Origin of the sequence: Sphingopyxis lindanitolerans, assembly GCF_002993885.1 — a bacterium.
In the GTDB taxonomy this organism is placed as follows: domain Bacteria; phylum Pseudomonadota; class Alphaproteobacteria; order Sphingomonadales; family Sphingomonadaceae; genus Sphingopyxis; species Sphingopyxis lindanitolerans.
In genome coordinates this window covers 3,723,285-3,743,262 of record NZ_CM009578.1, presented here as the reverse complement: position 1 = coordinate 3,743,262, position 19,978 = coordinate 3,723,285, and the positions used below count along the sequence as shown (strand labels likewise).

20 protein-coding genes are annotated in these 19,978 nt (G+C 65.5%); 12 read left to right on the top strand and 8 right to left on the bottom strand.

What is annotated here, in order from left to right; all coding sequences use genetic code 11:
- Positions 1 to 41 precede the first annotated feature (41 nt).
- From CVO77_RS17695 to CVO77_RS17685, 3 genes are all read right to left on the bottom strand, one after another.
- Positions 42 to 785 (bottom strand): hypothetical protein, encoded by a 744-nt coding sequence (locus CVO77_RS17695; protein ID WP_106000188.1) that lies wholly within the window; start codon positions 783 to 785, stop codon positions 42 to 44.
- A 78-nt stretch (positions 786 to 863) separates the two neighbouring features.
- Positions 864 to 1,061: a hypothetical protein gene (locus tag CVO77_RS17690; protein ID WP_106000187.1), complete on the bottom strand. Its 198-nt coding sequence runs from the start codon at positions 1,059 to 1,061 to the stop codon at positions 864 to 866.
- A gap of 149 nt (positions 1,062 to 1,210) precedes the next feature.
- Positions 1,211 to 2,428: an argininosuccinate synthase gene (locus CVO77_RS17685; protein WP_106000186.1), complete on the bottom strand. Its 1,218-nt coding sequence runs from the start codon at positions 2,426 to 2,428 to the stop codon at positions 1,211 to 1,213.
- Between the two features lie 651 nt (positions 2,429 to 3,079).
- On the opposite strand from CVO77_RS17685, the gene CVO77_RS17680 reads away from it, so the two are divergent.
- Together CVO77_RS17680 and CVO77_RS17675 are read left to right on the top strand one after the other, a co-directional pair.
- On the top strand, positions 3,080 to 3,421 hold the full coding sequence (locus tag CVO77_RS17680; RefSeq protein WP_106000185.1) for a type II toxin-antitoxin system RelE/ParE family toxin: 342 nt from the start codon (positions 3,080 to 3,082) through the stop codon (positions 3,419 to 3,421).
- Entirely contained in the window at positions 3,418 to 3,705 is a 288-nt protein-coding gene (locus CVO77_RS17675) for a helix-turn-helix domain-containing protein (protein WP_106000184.1), read from the top strand. The genes CVO77_RS17680 and CVO77_RS17675 overlap by 4 nt, the downstream gene beginning before the upstream one ends.
- Before the next feature lie 173 nt (positions 3,706 to 3,878).
- Here CVO77_RS17675 and CVO77_RS21080 read toward each other — a convergent pair whose 3' ends face one another.
- From CVO77_RS21080 to CVO77_RS17655, 4 genes are all read right to left on the bottom strand, one after another.
- Positions 3,879 to 4,493 carry a hypothetical protein gene (locus tag CVO77_RS21080; RefSeq protein WP_146130900.1) on the bottom strand — a complete coding sequence of 205 codons (615 nt, stop codon included), beginning with the start codon at positions 4,491 to 4,493 and terminating at the stop codon, positions 3,879 to 3,881.
- Between the two features lie 143 nt (positions 4,494 to 4,636).
- Positions 4,637 to 5,797: a pyridoxal phosphate-dependent aminotransferase gene (locus CVO77_RS17665; protein ID WP_420822520.1), complete on the bottom strand. Its 1,161-nt coding sequence runs from the start codon at positions 5,795 to 5,797 to the stop codon at positions 4,637 to 4,639.
- A 105-nt stretch (positions 5,798 to 5,902) separates the two neighbouring features.
- Positions 5,903 to 7,147 (bottom strand): SAM-dependent methyltransferase, encoded by a 1,245-nt coding sequence (locus CVO77_RS17660; RefSeq protein WP_106000182.1) that lies wholly within the window; start codon positions 7,145 to 7,147, stop codon positions 5,903 to 5,905.
- A 141-nt stretch (positions 7,148 to 7,288) separates the two neighbouring features.
- Positions 7,289 to 9,001 carry a class I adenylate-forming enzyme family protein gene (locus tag CVO77_RS17655; RefSeq protein ID WP_106000181.1) on the bottom strand — a complete coding sequence of 571 codons (1,713 nt, stop codon included), beginning with the start codon at positions 8,999 to 9,001 and terminating at the stop codon, positions 7,289 to 7,291.
- Positions 9,002 to 9,079: 78 nt separating this feature from the next.
- Between CVO77_RS17655 and lgt the strand changes: the two genes are divergently transcribed.
- The 6 genes from lgt to CVO77_RS17625 all read left to right on the top strand — a co-directional run bounded on the left by lgt (position 9,080) and on the right by CVO77_RS17625 (position 15,421).
- Positions 9,080 to 9,958, top strand: coding sequence for a prolipoprotein diacylglyceryl transferase (gene lgt / locus CVO77_RS17650; protein WP_106000180.1), 879 nt, complete (start codon positions 9,080 to 9,082; stop codon positions 9,956 to 9,958).
- A complete protein-coding gene (locus CVO77_RS17645) occupies positions 9,951 to 11,042 on the top strand; it encodes a class I SAM-dependent methyltransferase (RefSeq protein WP_420822519.1) in 1,092 nt (363 codons plus the stop codon). The genes lgt and CVO77_RS17645 overlap by 8 nt, the downstream gene beginning before the upstream one ends.
- Positions 11,043 to 11,225: 183 nt before the next feature.
- The gene (locus CVO77_RS17640; RefSeq protein ID WP_106000179.1) at positions 11,226 to 11,744 is read left to right on the top strand and encodes a GNAT family N-acetyltransferase; all 519 of its coding nucleotides are present in this window, start codon (positions 11,226 to 11,228) and stop codon (positions 11,742 to 11,744) included.
- Positions 11,741 to 12,511 carry a peptidoglycan editing factor PgeF gene (pgeF, locus tag CVO77_RS17635; RefSeq protein WP_106000178.1) on the top strand — a complete coding sequence of 257 codons (771 nt, stop codon included), beginning with the start codon at positions 11,741 to 11,743 and terminating at the stop codon, positions 12,509 to 12,511. Before CVO77_RS17640 ends, pgeF begins: the two co-directional genes overlap by 4 nt.
- Before the next feature lie 111 nt (positions 12,512 to 12,622).
- Positions 12,623 to 13,906 (top strand): MFS transporter, encoded by a 1,284-nt coding sequence (locus tag CVO77_RS17630; RefSeq protein WP_106000177.1) that lies wholly within the window; start codon positions 12,623 to 12,625, stop codon positions 13,904 to 13,906.
- A 222-nt stretch (positions 13,907 to 14,128) separates the two neighbouring features.
- The gene (locus CVO77_RS17625) at positions 14,129 to 15,421 is read left to right on the top strand and encodes a cystathionine gamma-synthase family protein (protein WP_106000176.1); all 1,293 of its coding nucleotides are present in this window, start codon (positions 14,129 to 14,131) and stop codon (positions 15,419 to 15,421) included.
- 145 nt (positions 15,422 to 15,566) lie between these two features.
- Here the strand turns inward: CVO77_RS17625 and CVO77_RS17620 are convergent, their stop codons facing one another.
- Positions 15,567 to 16,286, bottom strand: coding sequence for an HAD family hydrolase (locus tag CVO77_RS17620; RefSeq protein ID WP_106000175.1), 720 nt, complete (start codon positions 16,284 to 16,286; stop codon positions 15,567 to 15,569).
- Positions 16,287 to 16,374: 88 nt separating this feature from the next.
- Here CVO77_RS17620 and CVO77_RS17615 point away from each other — a divergent pair, with 88 nt between their 5' ends.
- Genes CVO77_RS17615 through CVO77_RS17600 form a run of 4 tightly spaced genes read left to right on the top strand, consistent with a single transcriptional unit; the run spans position 16,375 to position 19,896 of the window.
- Positions 16,375 to 17,481, top strand: coding sequence for an ABC transporter permease (locus CVO77_RS17615; RefSeq protein ID WP_106000174.1), 1,107 nt, complete (start codon positions 16,375 to 16,377; stop codon positions 17,479 to 17,481).
- Complete coding sequence (locus CVO77_RS17610; RefSeq protein WP_106000173.1) at positions 17,481 to 18,347, top strand: ABC transporter ATP-binding protein; 867 nt, start codon at positions 17,481 to 17,483, stop codon at positions 18,345 to 18,347. The genes CVO77_RS17615 and CVO77_RS17610 overlap by 1 nt, the downstream gene beginning before the upstream one ends.
- Positions 18,347 to 19,288 carry an MlaD family protein gene (locus tag CVO77_RS17605; RefSeq protein WP_106000172.1) on the top strand — a complete coding sequence of 314 codons (942 nt, stop codon included), beginning with the start codon at positions 18,347 to 18,349 and terminating at the stop codon, positions 19,286 to 19,288. The genes CVO77_RS17610 and CVO77_RS17605 overlap by 1 nt, the downstream gene beginning before the upstream one ends.
- Positions 19,289 to 19,299: 11 nt before the next feature.
- Positions 19,300 to 19,896: an ABC-type transport auxiliary lipoprotein family protein gene (locus tag CVO77_RS17600; RefSeq protein ID WP_242446005.1), complete on the top strand. Its 597-nt coding sequence runs from the start codon at positions 19,300 to 19,302 to the stop codon at positions 19,894 to 19,896.
- The last annotated feature ends 82 nt before the right edge of the window (positions 19,897 to 19,978 follow it).

Below are 19,978 nucleotides of genomic sequence, written 5' to 3'. Positions count from 1 at the left end.
GAGCCGCCCCTTAGCGCAGCTTGGCGCGCCGCGCTAACGCATTAATTCTTTGGCAGTCCGGCCGGATCGTCGGCATCGTCATCGCCCGCCGCGCCATGCGCCAGACTGGCGCCGCCGACGACGCCAAGCCCGCCGGCCATGCCCATACCGCCCCCCATGCCGCCGCCACTGCCGCCGCCGCGCCCTCCCCCGCCGCCGCTTTCGCCGCCGCGACCCGAACCGCCGCCTTTTCCGCCGCTCGACGGCCGCGTCGGCCCCTGCAGCGGGATCGCCATATCGGGCGGCACCGGGTCGAGATCGAGCGCTTCACGGATGAAATCGCGCAGTGCGACGACCAGGTCGTGGACATGGACGGGACGTCCCTCGACCAGTTCGCGCGCGGCGCGGCTGGCGAGGCGAACCTGATCGGCGGTGCCGAGCAGGATGATGTCCGACAGCGCCGCCTCGACCGCGTCGCGAATCCGGCGCGGCCGATCCGAATCGCCGCCCGCGGCTCCGGCCGCCGGGTAGCCGACAATCTCCCCGCTTGCCGCTTCGCCGCGGCGAAGATCGCGCAGGTGGCGCGGATCGACCATCAGATTGCCGGTGAACGACCCGCCGAGCGTCTTGTAGGCCGCCATCAGCGTGCGCAACCGCTCGTTGATCTGGCGGTTGATCCGCTCGCGGCGCTGCTGGATCGTCATCATCACCATCAGGCGGATGCCGACACCGATCAGAGTGAAGAGCGCCAGCCCCAGCAAGGTGGCGCCGATGCTCTGCCACGAAGAGAAATCGAAAGAACGCACGAACGATGTCCCCTTCGGCAAAAACCGGTCAGGTCATCCGTTCTGGCGCCTGTCCGGCGCGCACGCCACCCCCAAATATCAATCGTCGTCGTCGTCGTGATGGTGGCGATATATCCACCAGCCATAGGTCCGCGACCGGCGGACGAAATAATATCCCGGAATGATCAGTCGTGTGTGAATTCCATCGCGCGTCATCAACTTCGCGATGCGCGGAAAGAGCAGCGAACAAGGCTGCCATTCATAAAGCGAAGGATCGACCGGCGCGTCGTCGGACATTCGCCACCAACCTCTCTGTCGTCGGCAGCCCCCCGGAGTCTTATAACAGCGTGCGGCCCGATCGCCAATCGGGTAGCGAAGGGGTGCGTCCAAACTCTCGAATCGCCCTTGCGAGCGGCGATCCAGAGCGGGCGCCCCCCCTCTCGGGTTCAGCGGTCGCGCTTGGCGAGCAGCTTGAGGCGCAGCGCGTTGAGCTTGATAAAGCCCGCCGCATCCTTCTGATCATAGGCGCCGGCGTCATCCTCGAACGTCACATGGCGCTCGCTGTAGAGGCTGTTCGGCGACTTGCGGCCGACGACGCCGACGTTGCCCTTGTAGAGCTTCAAACGCACCGTGCCCGACACTTTTTCCTGGCTGTGGTCGATCGCCGCCTGAAGCATCTCGCGCTCGGGCGCGAACCAGAAGCCGTTATAGATCAGCTCGGCATATTTCGGCATCAGCTCGTCCTTGAGGTGCGCCGCGCCGCGGTCGAGCGTGATCGATTCGATGCCACGGTGCGCACGCGCATAGATTTCGCCGCCCGGCGTCTCGTACATGCCGCGCGACTTCATGCCGACGAAACGGTTTTCGACGAGGTCGAGGCGGCCGATGCCATGCTTGCGGCCGAGATCGTTAAGCGCCGCGAGCAACGTCGCGGGCGACATCGCTTGCCCGTTGAGCGCGACGCCGTCGCCACGCTCGAAATCGATGGTGATATATTCGGGCGTGTCGGGCGCATCCTCGGGGTTCACCGTGCGCGAATAGACATAATCGGGGGTCTCTTCCCAGGGATCCTCGAGCACCTTGCCTTCGGACGAGGTGTGGAGGAGGTTGGCGTCGGTGCTGAACGGGCTTTCGCCGCGTTTGTCCTTGGGCACCGGAATCTGGTTCTTCTCGGCGAAATCGATCAGCGCGGTGCGGCTGGTCAGATCCCATTCGCGCCACGGCGCGATCACCTTGATGTCGGGGTTCAGCGCATAGCAGGACAGCTCAAACCGCACCTGGTCATTGCCCTTGCCCGTCGCCCCATGCGCGACCGCGTCGGCGCCGGTTTCCTTCGCAATCTCGACCAGCCGTTTGGAAATCAGCGGCCGCGCGATCGAGGTGCCGAGCAGATAATCGCCCTCGTAACGCGCATTGGCGCGCATCATCGGAAAGACGAAATCGCGGACGAATTCCTCGCGGACATCGTCGATATAGATATGTTCGGGCTTGATCCCCATCAGCTCGGCCTTGGCGCGCGCCGGCGCCAGTTCCTCGCCCTGCCCCAGGTCGGCGGTGAAGGTCACGACTTCGCAGCCATAGGTCACCTGCAACCATTTCAGGATGACGCTGGTGTCGAGCCCCCCCGAATAGGCAAGGACGACGCGCTTGATGGACTCGGACATGGGGACACCTTCTGGCGGGAGACGACGCGGGCGCGGCTAGCAGGCCAGCCCGCGCGGCGCAACGGCCTGATCGGAAAAAGGGACGGAAAAGCGCGCAACTTCACGCGCGATTCGCATTTTCGGATGCCCGTTCCATATCGGCAGTGGCGCTTAAGGACACAAAAGCCCCGCATGCACGCATCGAAACTGTGTCCTTTGTGGCTTTAAGCGGAAGCGGAAGTGGAGGGCACGGACCACGACATAAGATGGAGGCTAGCGCAGTCCGATTTTGTAGGACAGCGGTTTTGAGGCCAACTCGCCGATCGGGGCGACGCAACGGCGATCATGTCGTTCGCAAACGCACGGACGGTTTCCAGATCGCGCCGACGTCCCACCGCTTCGTCATGCCGAACTCGTTTCAGCATCCATGGCCCGAGCTTCCGTGTATCGCCGCGATTACTTCGAGGGCAGGCCATGGCCCCTGAAACAGCGAGGCCATCGCCGCCGAGAGACAGGAGGCGAAGCTGTCTGCAATCCATATAATCGCCAAAGTAAACCGTCACTGCAATTGCGTCGCGATCATGGGGCGATGTGACCCGATCGGCGGGTGCGGTTCAAGGACAACCGTTATACGCCATTGACGTATGCGTCAATGGCGTATAATTAGAGCGCATGACCACCTTGCAGACCATCGTCGAGCTGCCGGAGTTTCTGCGACGCGCCAAGGCGATCATGACCGACGACGAGCGGGTGGCGCTGGTGGATTATATCGCGGCCAACCCGGAGGCGGGCGTCTCGCTGGGCGGTGGACTGCGCAAGGTCCGCATCCCCCGCGAAGGCGGCGGCAAGAGCGGCGGCTACCGGACCATCCATGTGTTCGGCGGCCCTCATATGCCGATCTTCCTCGTCACCATGTTCGCCAAGAACGAGAAGGATAACCTGACCAGGACCGAACAGGCGGCGGTCGTCGCCTTGGCCAAGGCCCTGGTCGCAACCTATGGAGACCACAGATGAGCGCTTATGAAAGCATCATGCAGGGATTGAACGAGGCGCTGGACCATGCCCAGGGCAAGGATATCGGCGCGCGCGTTCACCGGATCGAGGTGCCCAGCGTCGATGTCGCCGCGATCCGGGCCAGCACGGGTCTGTCGCAGGGCGCGTTCGCGCGCAGCATCGGCGTCGCCAAGGGCACGCTGCTCAACTGGGAGCATGGCCGCAGACACCCCAGCGGCCCTGCTCAGGTGCTGCTCGCCATGATTGCGAAAAAGCCCTCGCTGGTGAGCGAACTGCTGCGCTGACGGCCTTTATGAATCACGGTGGAATTACGGATTACGGTGACAGGATTACGGATTATGGTGACAGTGCGCTTAACTCCCGCGTTTTCGGTCCCCGCCTACAGGGGTGAGATTTCGGTCGGTTCGCTGTCAATTTAGTGCACTGTCACCGTAATCCCGTAATCCCGCTTATCTGTTCAAAGGGAAGCCAATTGCGATGCCGAAACGGCAAAGCGTTCAGCAAAATTCCGCGTGTGCGCAATATTGGGGTGTGTCGACAGGGCGATCGTTCCCCGAGAGGCTGGTGACAATCTCAGGGCAAGCGGATCGCCTTCGATCTCGTCGCGATGGATCGCGAAAACCACGAACTCGCCGTCGACCAGCGGATAGTCGCTTTCGAACCGGTGATCCTTTTGCCCCACCAAGATCAGATAACCATAATCCTTCCGCAAGGCAGCGACGTTCCCGAGGATGTTCGTCCAGTTCCAGCGGAAACTGTCTCGCCCCCTGTTCGGCTGGTTCAGCTTGCTGAACTTCACCTCAAGCTTTGCGCCCGAGCGGGCAACGACATCATATCCCGCGTCATAGCTTTTCACAACATGACCGCCAGTCCATCGCGCCACATTGGCTTCCGCCGCAGAACAGCCGGCCCGGCCCGTCGAAGCCAGGTTAAAGAGAGTTTCAGCTGCCGAAAGAATCATTTCATAGTTCCGGTCCGACAATTCCCCGCCGCGCAGCTGATTAACGGCAGTTCTTATCGCGCCAAGCTGATCCGCCGGATGGGTGTCTTGCGCAACTTCACCTTCGCTCATTCCCTCCACTCCTCACGGGACAGTTCACGGGCATAGGAAGACGATGTACCCCGTCGATAATCTTCCGGTTGAAACGCCCATAGAATGCACTCTGCAGCTTGCCACTCAAGCGCCTGTCAAGAGTGGATACGGTGACAGTGCACTTAACTCCGCAATTCCCAAGCATTGTTCCCGAACCACGCTTCCAGCCGCGCGCAGGCCTCGCGCGCCATGTCGGTGGTCACGGCGTAGCTGAAACGGATGAAGCGCGCGCCGCGCTCGGGGTCGAAATCGAGCCCCGGCGCGGTGGCGACGCCGGTGTCTTCCAGCAACTTTTTGCACAGGGCCAGGCTGTCGTCGGTCAGATGCGCGATCGAGGCATAGACATAGAAAGCGCCGTCCGACGGGGCGATGTCGGTGATGCCGAGCCTGCCGAGACACTCGATCAGCAACTGGCGGTTGCGGCGATACATGGCGACGCGCGCGTCGAGTTCCTCCTCGCAGTCGAAGGCCGCGAGCGCCGCCTGCTGGCTGAGCGCGGGCGGCGACAGGAACAGATTGCCGAGCCGCGCGCGGGCTTCGGCGACCAGATCGGGCGGGCAGACGATCCAGCCCAGCCGCCAGCCGGGCATTCCATAATATTTGGAGAAGCTGTTGATGACGAAGGCGTCGGGGTCATATTGCAGCATACTGTGGGTTTCGGCGCCATAGCTTAGCCGGTGATAGATTTCGTCGGAGATGATGCGGACGCCGCGCTCGCGGCACGCCGCGGCGAGGTCGGCGAGTTCGGCGGGCGGAATGATTGTCCCGGTGGGATTGGCGGGGCTCGCGACGATCAGCCCATCGGGCGCGGGATCGGCCTCGCGGATATGGCGCGCGTGGATCTGGAAGCGGTCGGGCGCCCCGCATTCGACCTCGACCGGCTCCATCTGCAACGCGCGCAGCGAATTGCGATAGGCGACATAGCCGGGCCGCGCGGTCATCACGCGGCTGCCCGCCGCGAAGCCGGTCAGCAGCGCCAGTACGAGCGCGGGCGAGGCGCCGCAGGTCAGCAAAATCCGCTGCGGATCGAGATCGACGCCATATTGATCGGCATAATGGCGCGCGATGCGCTGGCGCAGCGGCACGCTTTCCCAATAGCCCATGTCGGGTTCGTCCAGCGCCGCGCGCGCCGCCGCGACCGCGCCCGCGGGCGCGCCGTCGGAGGGCTGGCCGAACTCCATATGGATCACCGAACGCCCCTCCGCGCGCAATTTGCGGGCGAGGTGGCTGATCTCGATGGCCCGGAAAGGCGCGATACCCTGCGACAGGGGCGAATTGGTCATGGTGCGATCCCGCAATATTTCTAAAGAGGGGATGGCCCCCGGTCGGCTCATAGCTCTTTGGCCCAAGAGATTCCAACCTAGCCTTTCGCACCGGGATTCCGGCCTTCAGACGGTGTCGCGATAGGCCGCTTCGGCCGCCGCCATATAGCCGCGCGTCAGCGGCAGCGCGTGGCGGCTGCGCGCGAACTGGATCTGATAATTGCCCATCCCGCCGCTCTCGAACGCCGAGGTCGCGCCGGCGAGGTAGAAGGTCCACATGCGAAAGAAGCGCTCGCCCATCATCTGGGCGATCTCCGCCTCGTGCGCCAGCGTGCGCGCATACCATTGGCGCAGCGTCAGCGCATAATGCAGCCGCAGCGTCTCGACATCGGTGACGATCATCCGGCTCTTTTCGCTCGCCGCCAGCGTCTCGCTGAGCGCGGGGATATAGCCGCCGGGGAAGATATATTTGCGCGTGAAGGCGTCGGTCGCCCCCGGCCCCCCGAAGCGGCCGATCGTGTGGAGCAGCATCACGCCATCGGCGCTGAGCAAGTTGGCGCAGGCACGAAAAAAGGTTTCGTAATTCGGCGCGCCGACGTGCTCGAACATGCCGACCGAGACGATGCGGTCGAACCGCCCCGGTTCACGCGCGGCGAGGTCGCGATAATCGATCAGCTCGAAACGGACGCGGTCGGCGACCCCCGCCGCCGCCGCGCGCTGGCGCGCGAGCGCGAGTTGCTCGTCCGACAGGGTGATCCCCAGCACCTCGACCTGTTCGAGCTTTGCGAGGGTGATCGCCATCCCGCCCCAGCCGCAGCCGATGTCGAGCACCCGCTGGCCCGGCTTCAACGCGAGCTTCGCCGCGATATGCGCCTTCTTCGCCGCCTGCGCCTCGTCGAGAGTCAGGCCCGCGCGCGGCCAGTAAGCGCAGCTATATTGCAGGTCGGCGTCGAGGAAGAGGCGGTAGAGGTCGTTGCCGATGTCGTAATGATGGTGGACGTTGGCGCGCGCGCGGCGGCGGCGGTTGATCGAACCGAGCCGCGTCCGCACCCCCTCGATCCGCCGACCGAGCCACGTCTTGTCGCGAAGCTCGACACCGCGGTCCCAGGGCGTGTTCAGGCGCAGAAGGCCGATCAGCGCCATGATATCTCCGTCGGTCAGCACCATCTCGCCGTCCATGAACGCCTCGGCCGCGCCAAGACGCGGGTCGAGGATGACGCGGCGCATCGCGCGGCGGGTGGTGAAGCGCACCGCGACCTGGGGGAAACCCGGCGCGGGCTCGCCGAAATGCTCGACCCCGCCGTCGGGATCGACGACGGTCAACCGCCCGCGGCGGACGACGCGCGAAAGGAAGGGACGGAGAATGGACATGGGCGCGACCTCATGATCTTTTGTGCCCCTGCCCGCTCAGGATAGCGGGATCGCGTTCATAATCAATGCGCAGCGCATTCAAACACCAGCGTGTCCCCGCGAAGGCGGGGGAACAGGATTTTCAAGCAAGGAGAACCGCCTTTAAGCGACGACCTCCACCGCATATTGTTCGCGATAGCGGGCGCGCAGCGACACTTTGTCGATCTTTTCGCTGCCGAGCTTGGGCAGCGCGTCGTTCGACATCCAGGTCCGCAGCGGCACCTTGTAGGGTGCGAGCCGCTGGCCGAGGAAGGCGGTCATGTCCTCGGCGGTGACGCTGGACCCCGGCTGCATCCAGATCACCGCGCCGACGACCTCGCCCAGCCGCTCGTCGGGCAGGCCGAAGACCGCGCATTCATTGGTTTCGGGATGCTCGTAGATCGCGGCCTCGACTTCCTGGCAGCTGATATTCTCGCCGCCGCGGATGATGATGTCCTTCTTGCGGTCGACGATGAACAAATAGCCGTCGGCATCGACATAGCCAAGGTCGCCCGAGCGGAAATAGCCATTGTCGAAGATCGCCGCTTTCGTCGCTTCGGGGTTGTTCCAATAGCCCTCGAAATTGCAGACCGAGCGGATGCACACCTCGCCGACGCCGCCCTGCGGCAGTTCGGCCCCATTGTCGTCGAGGATCGCGAGATCGACGAGCGGCTTCGACGCCGGGCCGGTCGACAGCGGCTTTTCGAGATAATTTTCGTTGATGATGCCGCAGCCGACGGCGTTGGTCTCGGTCAGGCCATAGCCGAGCAGCGGCTTGCCGTCGCCCATCTCGGTCGCGAGGCGGCGGACATGCTCGGGCGGACGCGGCGCGCCGCCGCCGGCATAGCTTTTGCACGTCGACAGGTCGTAGATCTTGCGGTTCGGGCTGATGAGGATTTCATAGCTCATCAGCGGCACGCCGACGAAATAATTGACCTTTTCATCCTGGATCAGCCGCATCGCCTCGTCGGCGCTCCATTTGGGCATCAGGACGAGCTTGCGCCCGATCGCGAGGCTTTGCAGGAACACCGGGATTTCGGCGGTGACATGGAACAGCGGCGTGCAGATCAGCGTCGCGGGCTGGGCGTCCGACATCAGCCCGTCCTCGGTCAGCAGATGGACGATGCTGGCGGTCTGCGTCACATAGTTGAAGATCGCCTGCACCACCGCCTCGTGCCGCGAATAGGCGCCCTTCGACTGGCCGGTCGAGCCCGAGGTGAAGAGGATGGTGGCCAGATCCTGCCCGGTCAGCACCGGCAGCGCGGTATCGGCGCCGCCGCCCGCGTCGGTGATCGGCGCCAGCGCGGCGTCCAGTGGCTGCGCGATGTCGAGCGCGATGAGCTTTGCGCCATGTTTGACGCCGGGTTCGCCCAGCCGCGCGGCGCGCGGGAGGTCGGCAATGACCAAAGTCGCCTCGGCATCCTCGATCCCCGCCGCCAGTTCGGCGCCCTGCCACCAGCCGTTGAGCAGGGTCGCGCAGCCGCCCGCGAGCAGGACGCCGAGATAGGTGACGCACCAGGCGTTGGCGTTGCGCATCGCGATCGCCACGCGGTCGCCGCGCTGCACGCCATGGCCGTCGATCAGCGCCGCCGCGACCTTGCGCGCGCCGGCGTGGACCTGGGCAAAGCTCAGCCGCTCGTCGCCTTCGACCAGGAAGGTCGCATCGCCATGCAGCGTGCAGAAATAGGCGACATAGTCGGCCAGATTCGTCGGCGCATTGGTGATGAAGGGCAGTGGACGGCCAAAGCGTTCGACGGAACCGACCTCGATCGGGCCACCGGGGCCGGTGATCAGATTATAGGCGGTTTCCAGGCGCAGATCGAGCGCGGAAGGCATGGGGCATCTCTCCTCTTGGTCTCGCTCGCCTTACCCCCTATGGGGAAGGCCTCTCCTGGGGAAGGACAGCGCGACTTTATGTTTCTTTTTGCAACCTTAACCGAAGCGACGCAATATGTGAACTTCCAGGATTTGATGGGAGAGCATAGCGAGGTCGCGTTCAGCGTCTTCGGCCTGCCAATCCGCTGGTATGCGCTTGCCTATCTCGCGGGCATCTTCCTCGGTTACGGCTATCTGCTCAAGCTGATCGCGCAGCCCGGCGCCCCGATGGCGCGGCGCCATGCCGACGACATGATCTTCTATGCGATGCTCGGCATCATCCTCGGCGGCCGGCTCGGCTATGTCCTTTTCTATAATTTCGAATTTTATTCGCAAAAGCCGCTCGACATCTTTCGCCTGTGGGACGGCGGCATGTCGCTGCACGGCGGGGTGATCGGCGTGCTGATCGCCATCTGGTATGTGACGCGCCAGGAAAAGCTCAGCTTCCTGCGCTTTTGCGACTATGTCGCCTGCGTCGTCCCGATCGGGCTGTTCCTCGGCCGCCTCGCCAATTTCGTGAACGGCGAATTGTGGGGCCGCGCGACGACGGTGCCGTGGGCGATCATCTTTCCGCGCGCGGACGCCCTGCCGCGCCACCCGAGCCAGTTGTACGAAGCCGGGCTCGAAGGGATTCTCATGATGGCGGTGCTCGCCTTCTTCTTCTGGCGCACCGACGCGCGCTACAAGCCGGGCTTCCTGTTCGGACTCGCCGCGATCCTTTATGGTTTCAGCCGCTTTCTGGTCGAATATGTGCGCGAACCCGACAGCCAGCGCCAGTGGGTCGTCGACATGACCGGCCTGTCGATGGGCCAATGGCTGACGGTGCCGATGATCCTGATCGGCGTCTGGCTCGTCGCCACCGCGAAGCGGCGGCGCCAGCGCGTCGAGCCGATCGCGGGGACGGACAGCGTTGCGTGACGGCCCACCGACCCCCGAGCGGCTGATCCCCGAACACCTGATCCACGACATCGCCGCCGCGCGGCCGACGACGATCGCCGACTATATGGCGTGGGCAAACACCCATTATTACGCGACGCGCGACCCGCTCGGCGCGGCGGGCGATTTCACCACGGCGCCCGAGATCAGCCAGATGTTCGGCGAGCTGATCGGCGTCTGGATCGCCGACCTGTGGAGCCGCGCGGGGGCACCGCCCTTTCGCTATGTCGAGCTTGGCCCCGGCCGCGGCACGCTCGCCGCCGACGCGCTGCGCGCGGCGTCGCGCTTCGGCTGCGCGCCGCTGGGCATCCATCTGGTCGAGACGAGCCCGACCCTGCGCGCCGCGCAGTCGGCGCGGCTGCCCGAAGCGGCGCACCATGACGAGGTCGACGCCCTTCCCGACGACGCGCCGTTGGTCATCGTCGCGAACGAATTTTTCGACGCGCTGCCGATCCACCAATATGTCCGCACGACCGCGGGCTGGCGCGAGCGGATGGTCGAGCGGCAGGGCGGCAAGCTGGTGCCGGTGGCCGGCACGGTTTCGGCCGACGAGGCCGTCCCCCCTGCCCTGCATCGCCGCCCCGAAGGCACGATCGTCGAAACCGCGCCGGTCGCGGCGGCGATCATGCAGCGCTGTGCTTTCCGCCTGGCGCGGCAGGGCGGCGCGATGCTGGCGATCGACTATGGCTATGCCGGGCCCGCCGCGGGCGACACGCTGCAAGCGGTCAGGGCGCATCGCTTCGCCGACGCCTTCACCGACCCCGGCGAGGCCGACCTGACCGCGCATGTCGATTTCACGGCGCTGGCCGGGGCGGCGCGGCCCGCGGGCTTGACGGTGAGCCCTCTTGCGACACAAGGCGACTGGCTGCGGCGGCTCGGCATCGACGCGCGGCTGAAGGCGCTGGTGGCCGCCGCGCCCGACCGCGCCGACGAACTGAAAGGCCAGCGCGACCGGCTCGTCACCGCCGATGCGATGGGCGACCTGTTCAAGCTGATCGCCGCCACCGCCCCCGGCTGGCCGCAGCCCGCCGGCTTCGCCGACGCGGAAGGTGCAAGCCATGAATAGCCCCGCCCAGCCCTGTTCCCCCGCGAAGGCGGGGGTCCATCACCGGGCCTATCGTTCCCAATGCGCCTTGCGACAGGAGGAAACGGCGGGTGATGGGCCCCCGCCTTCGCGGGGGAACAGCTTGGCATTGCGGGGAAGCCTATTGGATCTACCGCGAACCGGACCATTTTCAGGAGTCCCCGCATGACCCATGTCCAGCTTGCAAAGATCGAAGAGGCCGACGACGTGTCGCGCTTCGCCGAAACCGCCTTCACCCACACCTTCGGGCATATCTATGACCCCGCCGACCTTGCGACCTTCCTCGCCGACTGGAACCCGCCCGCGCGCATCGCCGCGCAGATCGCCGACCCCGAATGGACGATCGCGCTGATCCGGGGCGACGACGGTGCGATCCTTGGCTTCGTCAAGCTCGGGCCGATCGATTTCGCGGTCCCCGCGGGACACCCCACCGACAAGGCGACCGAACTCCACCAGCTCTATGTCGCCCCCGAAGCAAAGGGCACCGGCGTCGCGGCGGCTTTGATGGAATGGGGGATCGCCTGGGCACGGGCGCGCGCCGCGATCCTCTATCTGTCGGTCTTTACCGAAAATCCGCGCGCGCAGGCCTTTTACCGCCGCTATGATTTCGTCGATATCGGCCGCAACCCGTTTCGCGTCGGCAATCATATCGACGAGGACCGTATCTGGAGGCTCGACCTGTGACCCCGCCCTTCGCCACCGCCGCACCGCTCGCGGGCGTGCCGCACGGCTTCTTCGGCCGCCGCGGCGGCGTGTCGAGCGGCGACCTCGCGTCTCTCGATTGCGGGCTCGGCTCGGGCGACGATCCGGCGCTGATCGCCGAGAACCGCCGCCGCGCCGCCGCGGCGATACTGCCCGGAGCCGCGCTGACCGGCCTTTATCAGGTGCATGGAAACCGCTGCGTCATCGTCGACGCGGCAAGCGACCTCGCCGCGCGGCCCGAGGCCGACGCGCTCGCGACGCGCACCCCCGGCGTCCTGCTCGGCATCCTTACCGCCGACTGCGTGCCCGTGCTGTTCGCCGATGCGAAAGCGGGCGTCGTCGGCGCGGCCCACGCCGGGTGGAAGGGCGCGATCGCGGGGGTCACCGACGCGACGCTCGACGCGATGGAAAGCTTGGGCGCCGATCGCAAGAGCATCGTCGCCGCGATCGGCCCGTGTATCGCCCGCGCCTCCTACGAAGTCGATGACGGCTTCGTCGCCCGCTTCCTTGCCGATGATCCCGCGAACGAACATTTCTTCGCGGCCGCCAGGCCGGGGCACGCGATGTTCGACATCGCCGCCTATGTCGCCGCGCGCCTTGCCGCGGCGGGGGTAACCACCGTCGCGATCGGCGGGCAGGATAGCTATGCGGAAGAAGCGGCCTATTTCAGCTATCGCCGGGCGTGCCATCGGGGCGAGAACGGCTATGGGCGGCAGATTTCGGTGATCGGGTTCAAACCACCAAGCTAATCTTCGTCATCCCGGCGAAAGCCGGGATCTCGCCGGTGCGTCAAAACGATAGGGTGAGATCCCGGCCTTCGCCGGGATGACGTGTAAAGGCCGATAGAATTGGGGGACGGAATGAAAGCCTTGGCGATACCGCGCAAGCGCCTGCTGTCGATCATCGGCGGCTCGGCGGGCAATCTGGTCGAATGGTATGACTGGTTCGCTTATGCCGCTTTCGCCATCTATTTCGCTCCGGTCTTCTTTCCCAAGGAGGATCCGACCGCGCAACTGTTGAGCACCGCGACGATCTTTGCCGTCGGCTTCGTCATGCGGCCGATCGGCGCGTGGGTGATGGGGCGCTTCGCCGACGCGCGCGGGCGCAAGGCGGGGCTGACGCTGTCGGTGGCGCTGATGTTCGGCGGCTCGCTGATGATCGCCGGCGCGCCGACCTATGCGCAGGCGGGGCTGTTCGGCCCCGCGGTGCTGATCGCGGCGCGCGTCCTGCAAGGGCTGTCGCTCGGCGGCGAATATGGCGCCAGCGCGACCTATCTGTCCGAAATGGCGCCGCGCGCGCATCGCGGTTTCTGGGCCAGCTTTCAATATCTGACGCTGATCGGCGGCCAGCTTTGCGCGATCTTCGTCGCGATCATCCTGCAGGCCTTTCTGACCGAGGCCGAACTGACCGCGTGGGGCTGGCGCATCCCCTTCGTCATCGGCGCGCTGCTCGCGCTCGGCGTCTATGTGCTGCGCCGCCGGCTCGCCGAAACCCCCTCGTTCGAAAACCAGGCGGCCGACCGGCCGGTCTCGACCGCGAAACTGCTGTGGCGCGAGCATCGGCGCGAAACCATCCTCGTCGCGATGCTGTCGGCGGGCGGCGGGCTCGGCGCCTATACCTATATTACCTATATGCAGAAATTCCTGTTCAACAGCGTCGGTTTCGACAAGCAGACAGCGACCTGGATCATCGCGGCGGCGCTGCTGTGGTTCGCGGCGATGCAGCCGGTCTTCGGCGCCCTCGCCGACCGTTTCGGGCGCAAACCGATGCTCCTTCTCTTCGGCATCGGCGGCGCGATCGTCGCGGCGCCGACCTTCTTCGCGCTCGAAACCGTGACCTCGCCGGTCACCGCGACGCTGTTGATCCTGATCCCGCTGACCTTGCAGAGCGGCTATACCGCGAACAATGCGCTGGTGAAGGCCGAACTGTTCCCGGCGCATATCCGCGGGCTCGGCGTCGCGCTGCCCTATGCGATCGGCAATGCGATCTTCGGCGGCACGGCCGAGATGATCGCGCTCTGGCTCAAGGGCCAGGGGGTCGAATGGCTGTTCTATTTCTATGTCGCCGCGGTGATCGCGATGGCGGGGGTCGCGACGCTGCTGCTTCCCGAAACCAAAAACCGCAGCCTGATCGTCGAGGATTGATCGGGCGGAATGAAGCCCTTCGTCATTGCGACCCCGGCGAAAGCCGGGGGAAGCAATCTCCAGCTATCGTCCTGAAAGAGCGCCGGCTGGAGATTGCTTCGTCGCTTCGCTCCTCGCAATGACGAATCTCTTTGCACAAGCGGAGAAAAGGCCCGCGCAATTTAGTTACAATCGAAACCGCTACTGTTATAGCGAGCGCCAATCACCCACAGGAGCACCCCCATGGCCATGCGCGGCACCCCCAAAAGGAACAGCAAGAAAATCGGCGACCGCGACCTCAGCCCCGCGACGCTGATGATGGGGCTCGGCTATGATCCGGTCCTCTCCGAAGGGTCGCTGAAGCCGCCGATCTTTCTGACCTCGACCTTCGCCTTTGAAAGCGCCGCCGCGGGCAAGCGCTTCTTCGAGCATATCACCGGCAAAAGGCAGGGGCCCGCCGATGGCCTCGTCTATTCGCGCTTCAACGGGCCGAACCAGGAAATCCTCGAGGATCGGCTCGCGGTCTGGGACGGCGCCGACGACAGCCTCGTCTTTTCGAGCGGCATGTCGGCGATCGCCACCCTGCTCCTCGCGCTGGTCAGCCAGAATGACGTGGTCGTCCATTCGGGCCCGCTCTATGCCGCGACCGAATCGCTGATCGCGCGCATCCTGTCGCGTTTCGGGGTCGGTTTCGTCGATTTCCCCGCCGGCGCGACGCGCGAGGAGATCGACGCGGTCCTTGTCCGTGCCAAGGCGCTCGCCGATGAAAAGGGCGGCAAGGTGGCGCTCGTCTATCTCGAAAGCCCGGCGAACCCGACCAACGCGCTCGTCGATGTCGAGGCGGTGCGCGGCGCGCGCGACGCCGCTTTCCCCGGCGAGGCGAAGCCGGCGATCGCGATCGACAACACTTTCCTCGGCCCGCTCTGGCAGCAACCGCTCAACCAGGGCGCCGAACTCGTCGTCTACAGCCTCACCAAATATGCCGGCGGTCATTCGGACCTCGTCGCGGGCGGGGTGTCGGGCGAGCAAAGGCTGATCGACGCGATCCGGCCGATGCGCAACACGATCGGCACGATCTGCGACCCCAACACCGCCTGGATGCTGCTGCGCAGCCTCGAAACGCTCGAACTGCGCATGACCCGCGCGGGCGAGAATGCGCTGAAGGTCTGCACCTTTCTGCGCGATCATCCGAAGGTCGAGGGGCTGGGCTATCTCGGCTTCATCGCCGATCCGCGCCAGCAGGATATTTTCGAGCGTCATTGCTCGGGCGCCGGATCGACCTTTTCGCTGTTCATCAGGGGCGGCGAGGCCGAGAGCTTCCGCTTCCTCGACGCGCTCCGCATCGCCAAGCTCGCGGTCAGCCTCGGCGGCACCGAGACGCTCGCCAGTCACCCCGCCGCGATGACGCATCTGTCGGTCCCCGACGAGCGCAAGAAGGCGCTCGGCATCACCGACAACCTCGTGCGCGTGTCGATCGGGATCGAGAATGCCGACGATCTGATCGCCGATTTCGCGCAGGCGCTGGAGGCGGTTTGAGCATGGCGCGGCCAATGCGGTGGGCCGGTTGCGATTATTGCTCTTATCGTCATCCCGGCGAAGGCCGGGATCTCACCCTATCGGATTGACGCGCCGGCGAGATCCCGGCCTTCGCCGGGATGACGGATGAACACATGATCGCCGGCTATCTCCTCCCCCGCCAATCGACCACCTGCCAGCCCATCCGGGGCGCCAGCTTCTTCAGCTTCCGCGACGGCGTGGTGGCGACGGCTTCATGGGCGAAATGCAGCATCGGATGGTCGGAGACATGGTCCGAATAGGCGCGGATATGCGCCTCCTCGCGCGTGATATCATTGTCGGCGAGCCAATCCGAAATGCGCGCGAATTTCGCTTCGCCATAGCAATTCTCGCCCGCCAGCCGCGCGTGGATATGATCGGCGCCATCGGGTTCGTCGAGCTGCGTCGCCAGCACATCGTCGATGCCCAGCCGCCGCGCGATCGCATCGACATAAAGGTGGAAGGACGCGGTCGCGAGCAGCAGCCGGTATCCCGCCGCGCGATCGGCGGCGATCTGGTCGAGCGCCGCGGGGTGCAGCCCGCGCGCGACCACCCTGTCGGCATAGCTTTCGGCGAGCGGCGCGATCTCGCTGCGGCGAAAGCGCTTGCCGACGAGCAGCCGCAAATTGATCGCCTTGAGCCGCGTCCGGTCGATGAGGCGCAGCGCATAAGCGAGCCCGGCAAGCCCGACGAGCGGCAACAGCAGCAACCGCCAGGGCTGGCGCCGCCTTGCAACATGGATCAAGAACCCGCTGTAAGTCCCTGATCGCGTTATCGTCCGGTCCATGTCGTACATCGCCACGCGGTGAACGGGGCCGGTCGCGGGCGGGGCGGATGGCGTTTCCATAGGGCCGACAATAGGGTGCCGCGGCGGCGCGGCCAAGGGCGGGAATTGCTTGCCGTGCCAGGGCAAATAAGACAATGTCCCCCGCGAGATGGTGGCGAGGGCCGATTTTGATTACAGCGACGGCGCCGATGGGGTCGCGGTTCGCTTCACCGGCCGATTGACGCTGGCGCGCCTTGGCGACCTGCCCGCAAGGCTGGGCGAGCTTGGCCCCATCGCCTCGATCGACCTGTCGGGGGTCGAACGGATCGACACCGTGGGGGCGTGGATCGTCACCCGCACCGTCAACGACTATGGCGCGAAAGTCACCGGCGCGAGCCCCGAGGCCGAACGGCTGCTCGAGGCGCTGAAGGACGACAAGAGCGAATATCGCGTCCACCGCGACCGCCGCTCGGCGATCGAGCGCATGCTCGAACAGGTCGGCGAAGCGAGCGTCGCGATCTGGCGCGAACTGATCGGCATCGTCGATTTCTTCGGCGCGATGATCGTCGCGCTGGGCATCCAGATTCGCGCGCGGCGGCGGCTGCGCTGGCACGCGGTCGTCACCCGCTTCCAGACCGTCGGCGTCGATGCCCTCCCCATCATCGGCCTGATGAGCGTGCTGATCGGCGTCGTCATCGCGCAGCAGAGCGCGGTGCAGCTCGAACAATTCGGGCTGGAGGTGTTCACGATCAACCTCGTCGGCCGCGCCTCGATCCGCGAGTTGGGCCTGCTGATGACCGCGATCATGGTCGCGGGCCGATCGGGCTCGGCCTTTGCGGCGCAGATCGGCACGATGAAGCTGACCGAGGAAATCGACGCGATGCGGACGATCGGCGTGTCGCCGATGGAGGCCATCGTGCTGCCGCGCGTCGCCGCCTCGACGATCACCATGCCGCTGCTCGGCTTTTACGCCAGCATCTGCGCGATCATCGGCGGCGGGGTTTTCTGCTGGGTCGGCCTCGACATCCCCCCCCTCACCTATGTGCAGCGGCTGCGCGAGATCATCCCGATGCATGATTTCTGGATCATGCTGATCAAGGCGCCGGTGTTCGGCATCCTGATCGGCGTCACCGGCTGCTACGAAGGCATGCAGGTGCGCCAGAATGCCGAGGAAGTCGGCAAGCGGACGACCTCGGCGGTCGTCGCCGCCATCTTCCTCGTCATCGTGCTCGACGCCTTTTTCGCGGTCTTCTTTTCATCGCTGGGATGGAATTGATGAACGAGGAGACCCCGGCCGAGATCAAGGACGAGCTGGCCGCCGCCGACGCGGTGCGGCCCGAAACGTTCGAATACGCGATCCACGTGCGCGGACTGCGCAACCAGTTCGGCGACGCCATCATCCACGACGGGCTCGACCTCGACGTGCGTTCGGGCGAGATATTGGGCGTCGTCGGCGGGTCGGGCACCGGCAAGTCGGTGCTGATGCGCTCGATCGTCGGGCTGCAAACCCCGACCGCGGGCGAGATCGAGGTGTATGGCAAGACGCTCGACACCATCACCGACGCCGAGGAATCGCGCGACCTTCGCCGCCGCTGGGGGGTGATGTTCCAGGGCGGCGCGCTATTTTCTACGCTGAGCGTGGCGGAGAATATCCAGGTGCCGCTGCGCGAATATTATCCGCGGCTCGACCAGCAATTGCTCGATGAAATCGCGGCCTATAAAGTGTCGATGGTCGGCCTGCCCCCCGATGCCGGCCCCAAATATCCGGCCGAGCTGTCGGGCGGCATGGTCAAGCGCGCCGGGCTGGCCCGCGCGCTTGCGCTCGATCCGGCGCTGCTCTTCCTCGACGAGCCGACCGCGGGGCTCGACCCGATCGGCGCCGCCAAGTTCGACGAGCTGATCCGCGAGCTTGCCGACACGATGGGGCTCACCGTCTTCCTGATCACCCACGATCTCGACTCGCTCTATGCCACCTGCGACCGGGTCGCGGTGCTGGCCGAGAAGAAGGTGATCGCGATCGGTACCATCCCGGAACTGCTTGCCACCGAGCATCCGTGGATACAGGATTATTTCAACGGGCCGCGCGGCCGCGCGGCCGCCGGCTGCAATATCGCCGCCGAGCGGCAGGATAGGAAAAGCTGATGGAAACACGCTCGAACAATGTGCTCGTCGGCGCGTTCGTCCTTTTCTTCATGGCCGCGCTTGCGGTCTTCGTCGTCTGGCTCGCGAACGACAGCGGCGGCACGAAGCGCGAATATGACGTCTTCTTCAAACAATCGGTCGATGGCCTCAACAAGGGCGCGCAGGTGCAATTTTCGGGCGTCCCCGCGGGACAGGTGCGCCAGATCGCGCTGTGGCCCGACGATCCGCAGTTCGTGCGCGTGCGGATCGAAGTGAATGAGGGCGTGCCGATCCTCCAGGGAACGACCGCCGCGCTCGAAGGCGTCGGCTTCACCGGCGTCTCGCAAATTTCGCTCGACGGCGCGGTCAAGGGCGCACCGCCGATCACCGACAAGGGGCCGGCGGGCAAGCCCGTCATCCCGACCCGCGTCGGCGGGCTGGGTGAGCTTTTGAACACCGCGCCGCAGCTCCTGCAACGCCTGTCGACGCTGTCCGAACGGCTCGCCGAGTTGGTCGACGATGAAAATCAGGCGAGCATCAAGGGCATCCTCAAAAATGTCGAGGCATCGACCGCAATTCTGGCGCGCAATGGCCCGGCGCTCGAGAAAGCGCTCGCCGATTCGCGCATCGCGATCCAGCAAACCGGCAACGCCGCCGAACAGATCGGCAATCTCGCCGCCTCGGCGCAGGGCACCATCGACCGCAACGTCGATCCCGCCATGGCGAATTTGCGCGACACGCTGCAATCGGCGAATGAATCGATGAAGACGCTGGAGGCGGCGGTCGCCGACGCCCGGCCGGGGCTCAAGACCTTCAGCGACACCACCGTTCCCGAAGCCAATGCGCTGATCCGCGACCTGCGCCGCACCTCGACCTCCTTGTCGAGCCTGACCGACAAGCTCGACCAGCAGGGCGCCGGCGCGGTGCTGGGCGGCAGCAAGCTTCCCGATTACAAGAAATGAGGATGACGACGATGCGAACCCTTCGCGCTCCCCTGCTCGCTGCCTTCATGGCTGTCTCGCTTTCGGGCTGTATCGGGCTCGGCGGCAAGACCCCGCCCTTTCTGCTGACCCTCGACGCCGACGCGGCGCCCGCCGTCGGCGCCGCGCGCACCGCCAGCGACGCGGCGACGCTGACCATCCTGATCCCTACCGCGCCGCAGAAACTGCGCACCCCGCGCATCCCGGTGCAGCAGGACGACGCCAGCGTCACCTATGTCAAGGACGCCCAGTGGGTCGAGGCGCCGCAGCGCCTGTTCCAGCGGCTCGTTTCCGAAACCGTCGCCGCGCGCACGTCGCGCGTCGTCCTCGACGAAGGCCAATATCTGACCGCGCCGGGCGAGCAGCTCGCCGGGCAGCTCATGGACTTCGGGGTCGACGCCCGCTCGAACGAAGCGGTCGTCGTCTATCAGGCGATGCTGGTGGCGGCCGGCGGCAAGACCATCACCCAGCGCCGCTTCGAGGTGCGCGAGCCGATCACCGGCAAGATCGAGGCCAAGCCCGTCGGCGAAGCGCTGACCCGCGCCGCGAACAAGGTCGCGGTCGATGTCGCCGGGTGGCTGGAGGGCTGACGGGACGATAGCGCCCCTCCTGGGTAAGGGCGCTTTCGACCGGGAGGTGCCGCTCTTCTCCCCTCCCGCAAGCGGGAGGGGT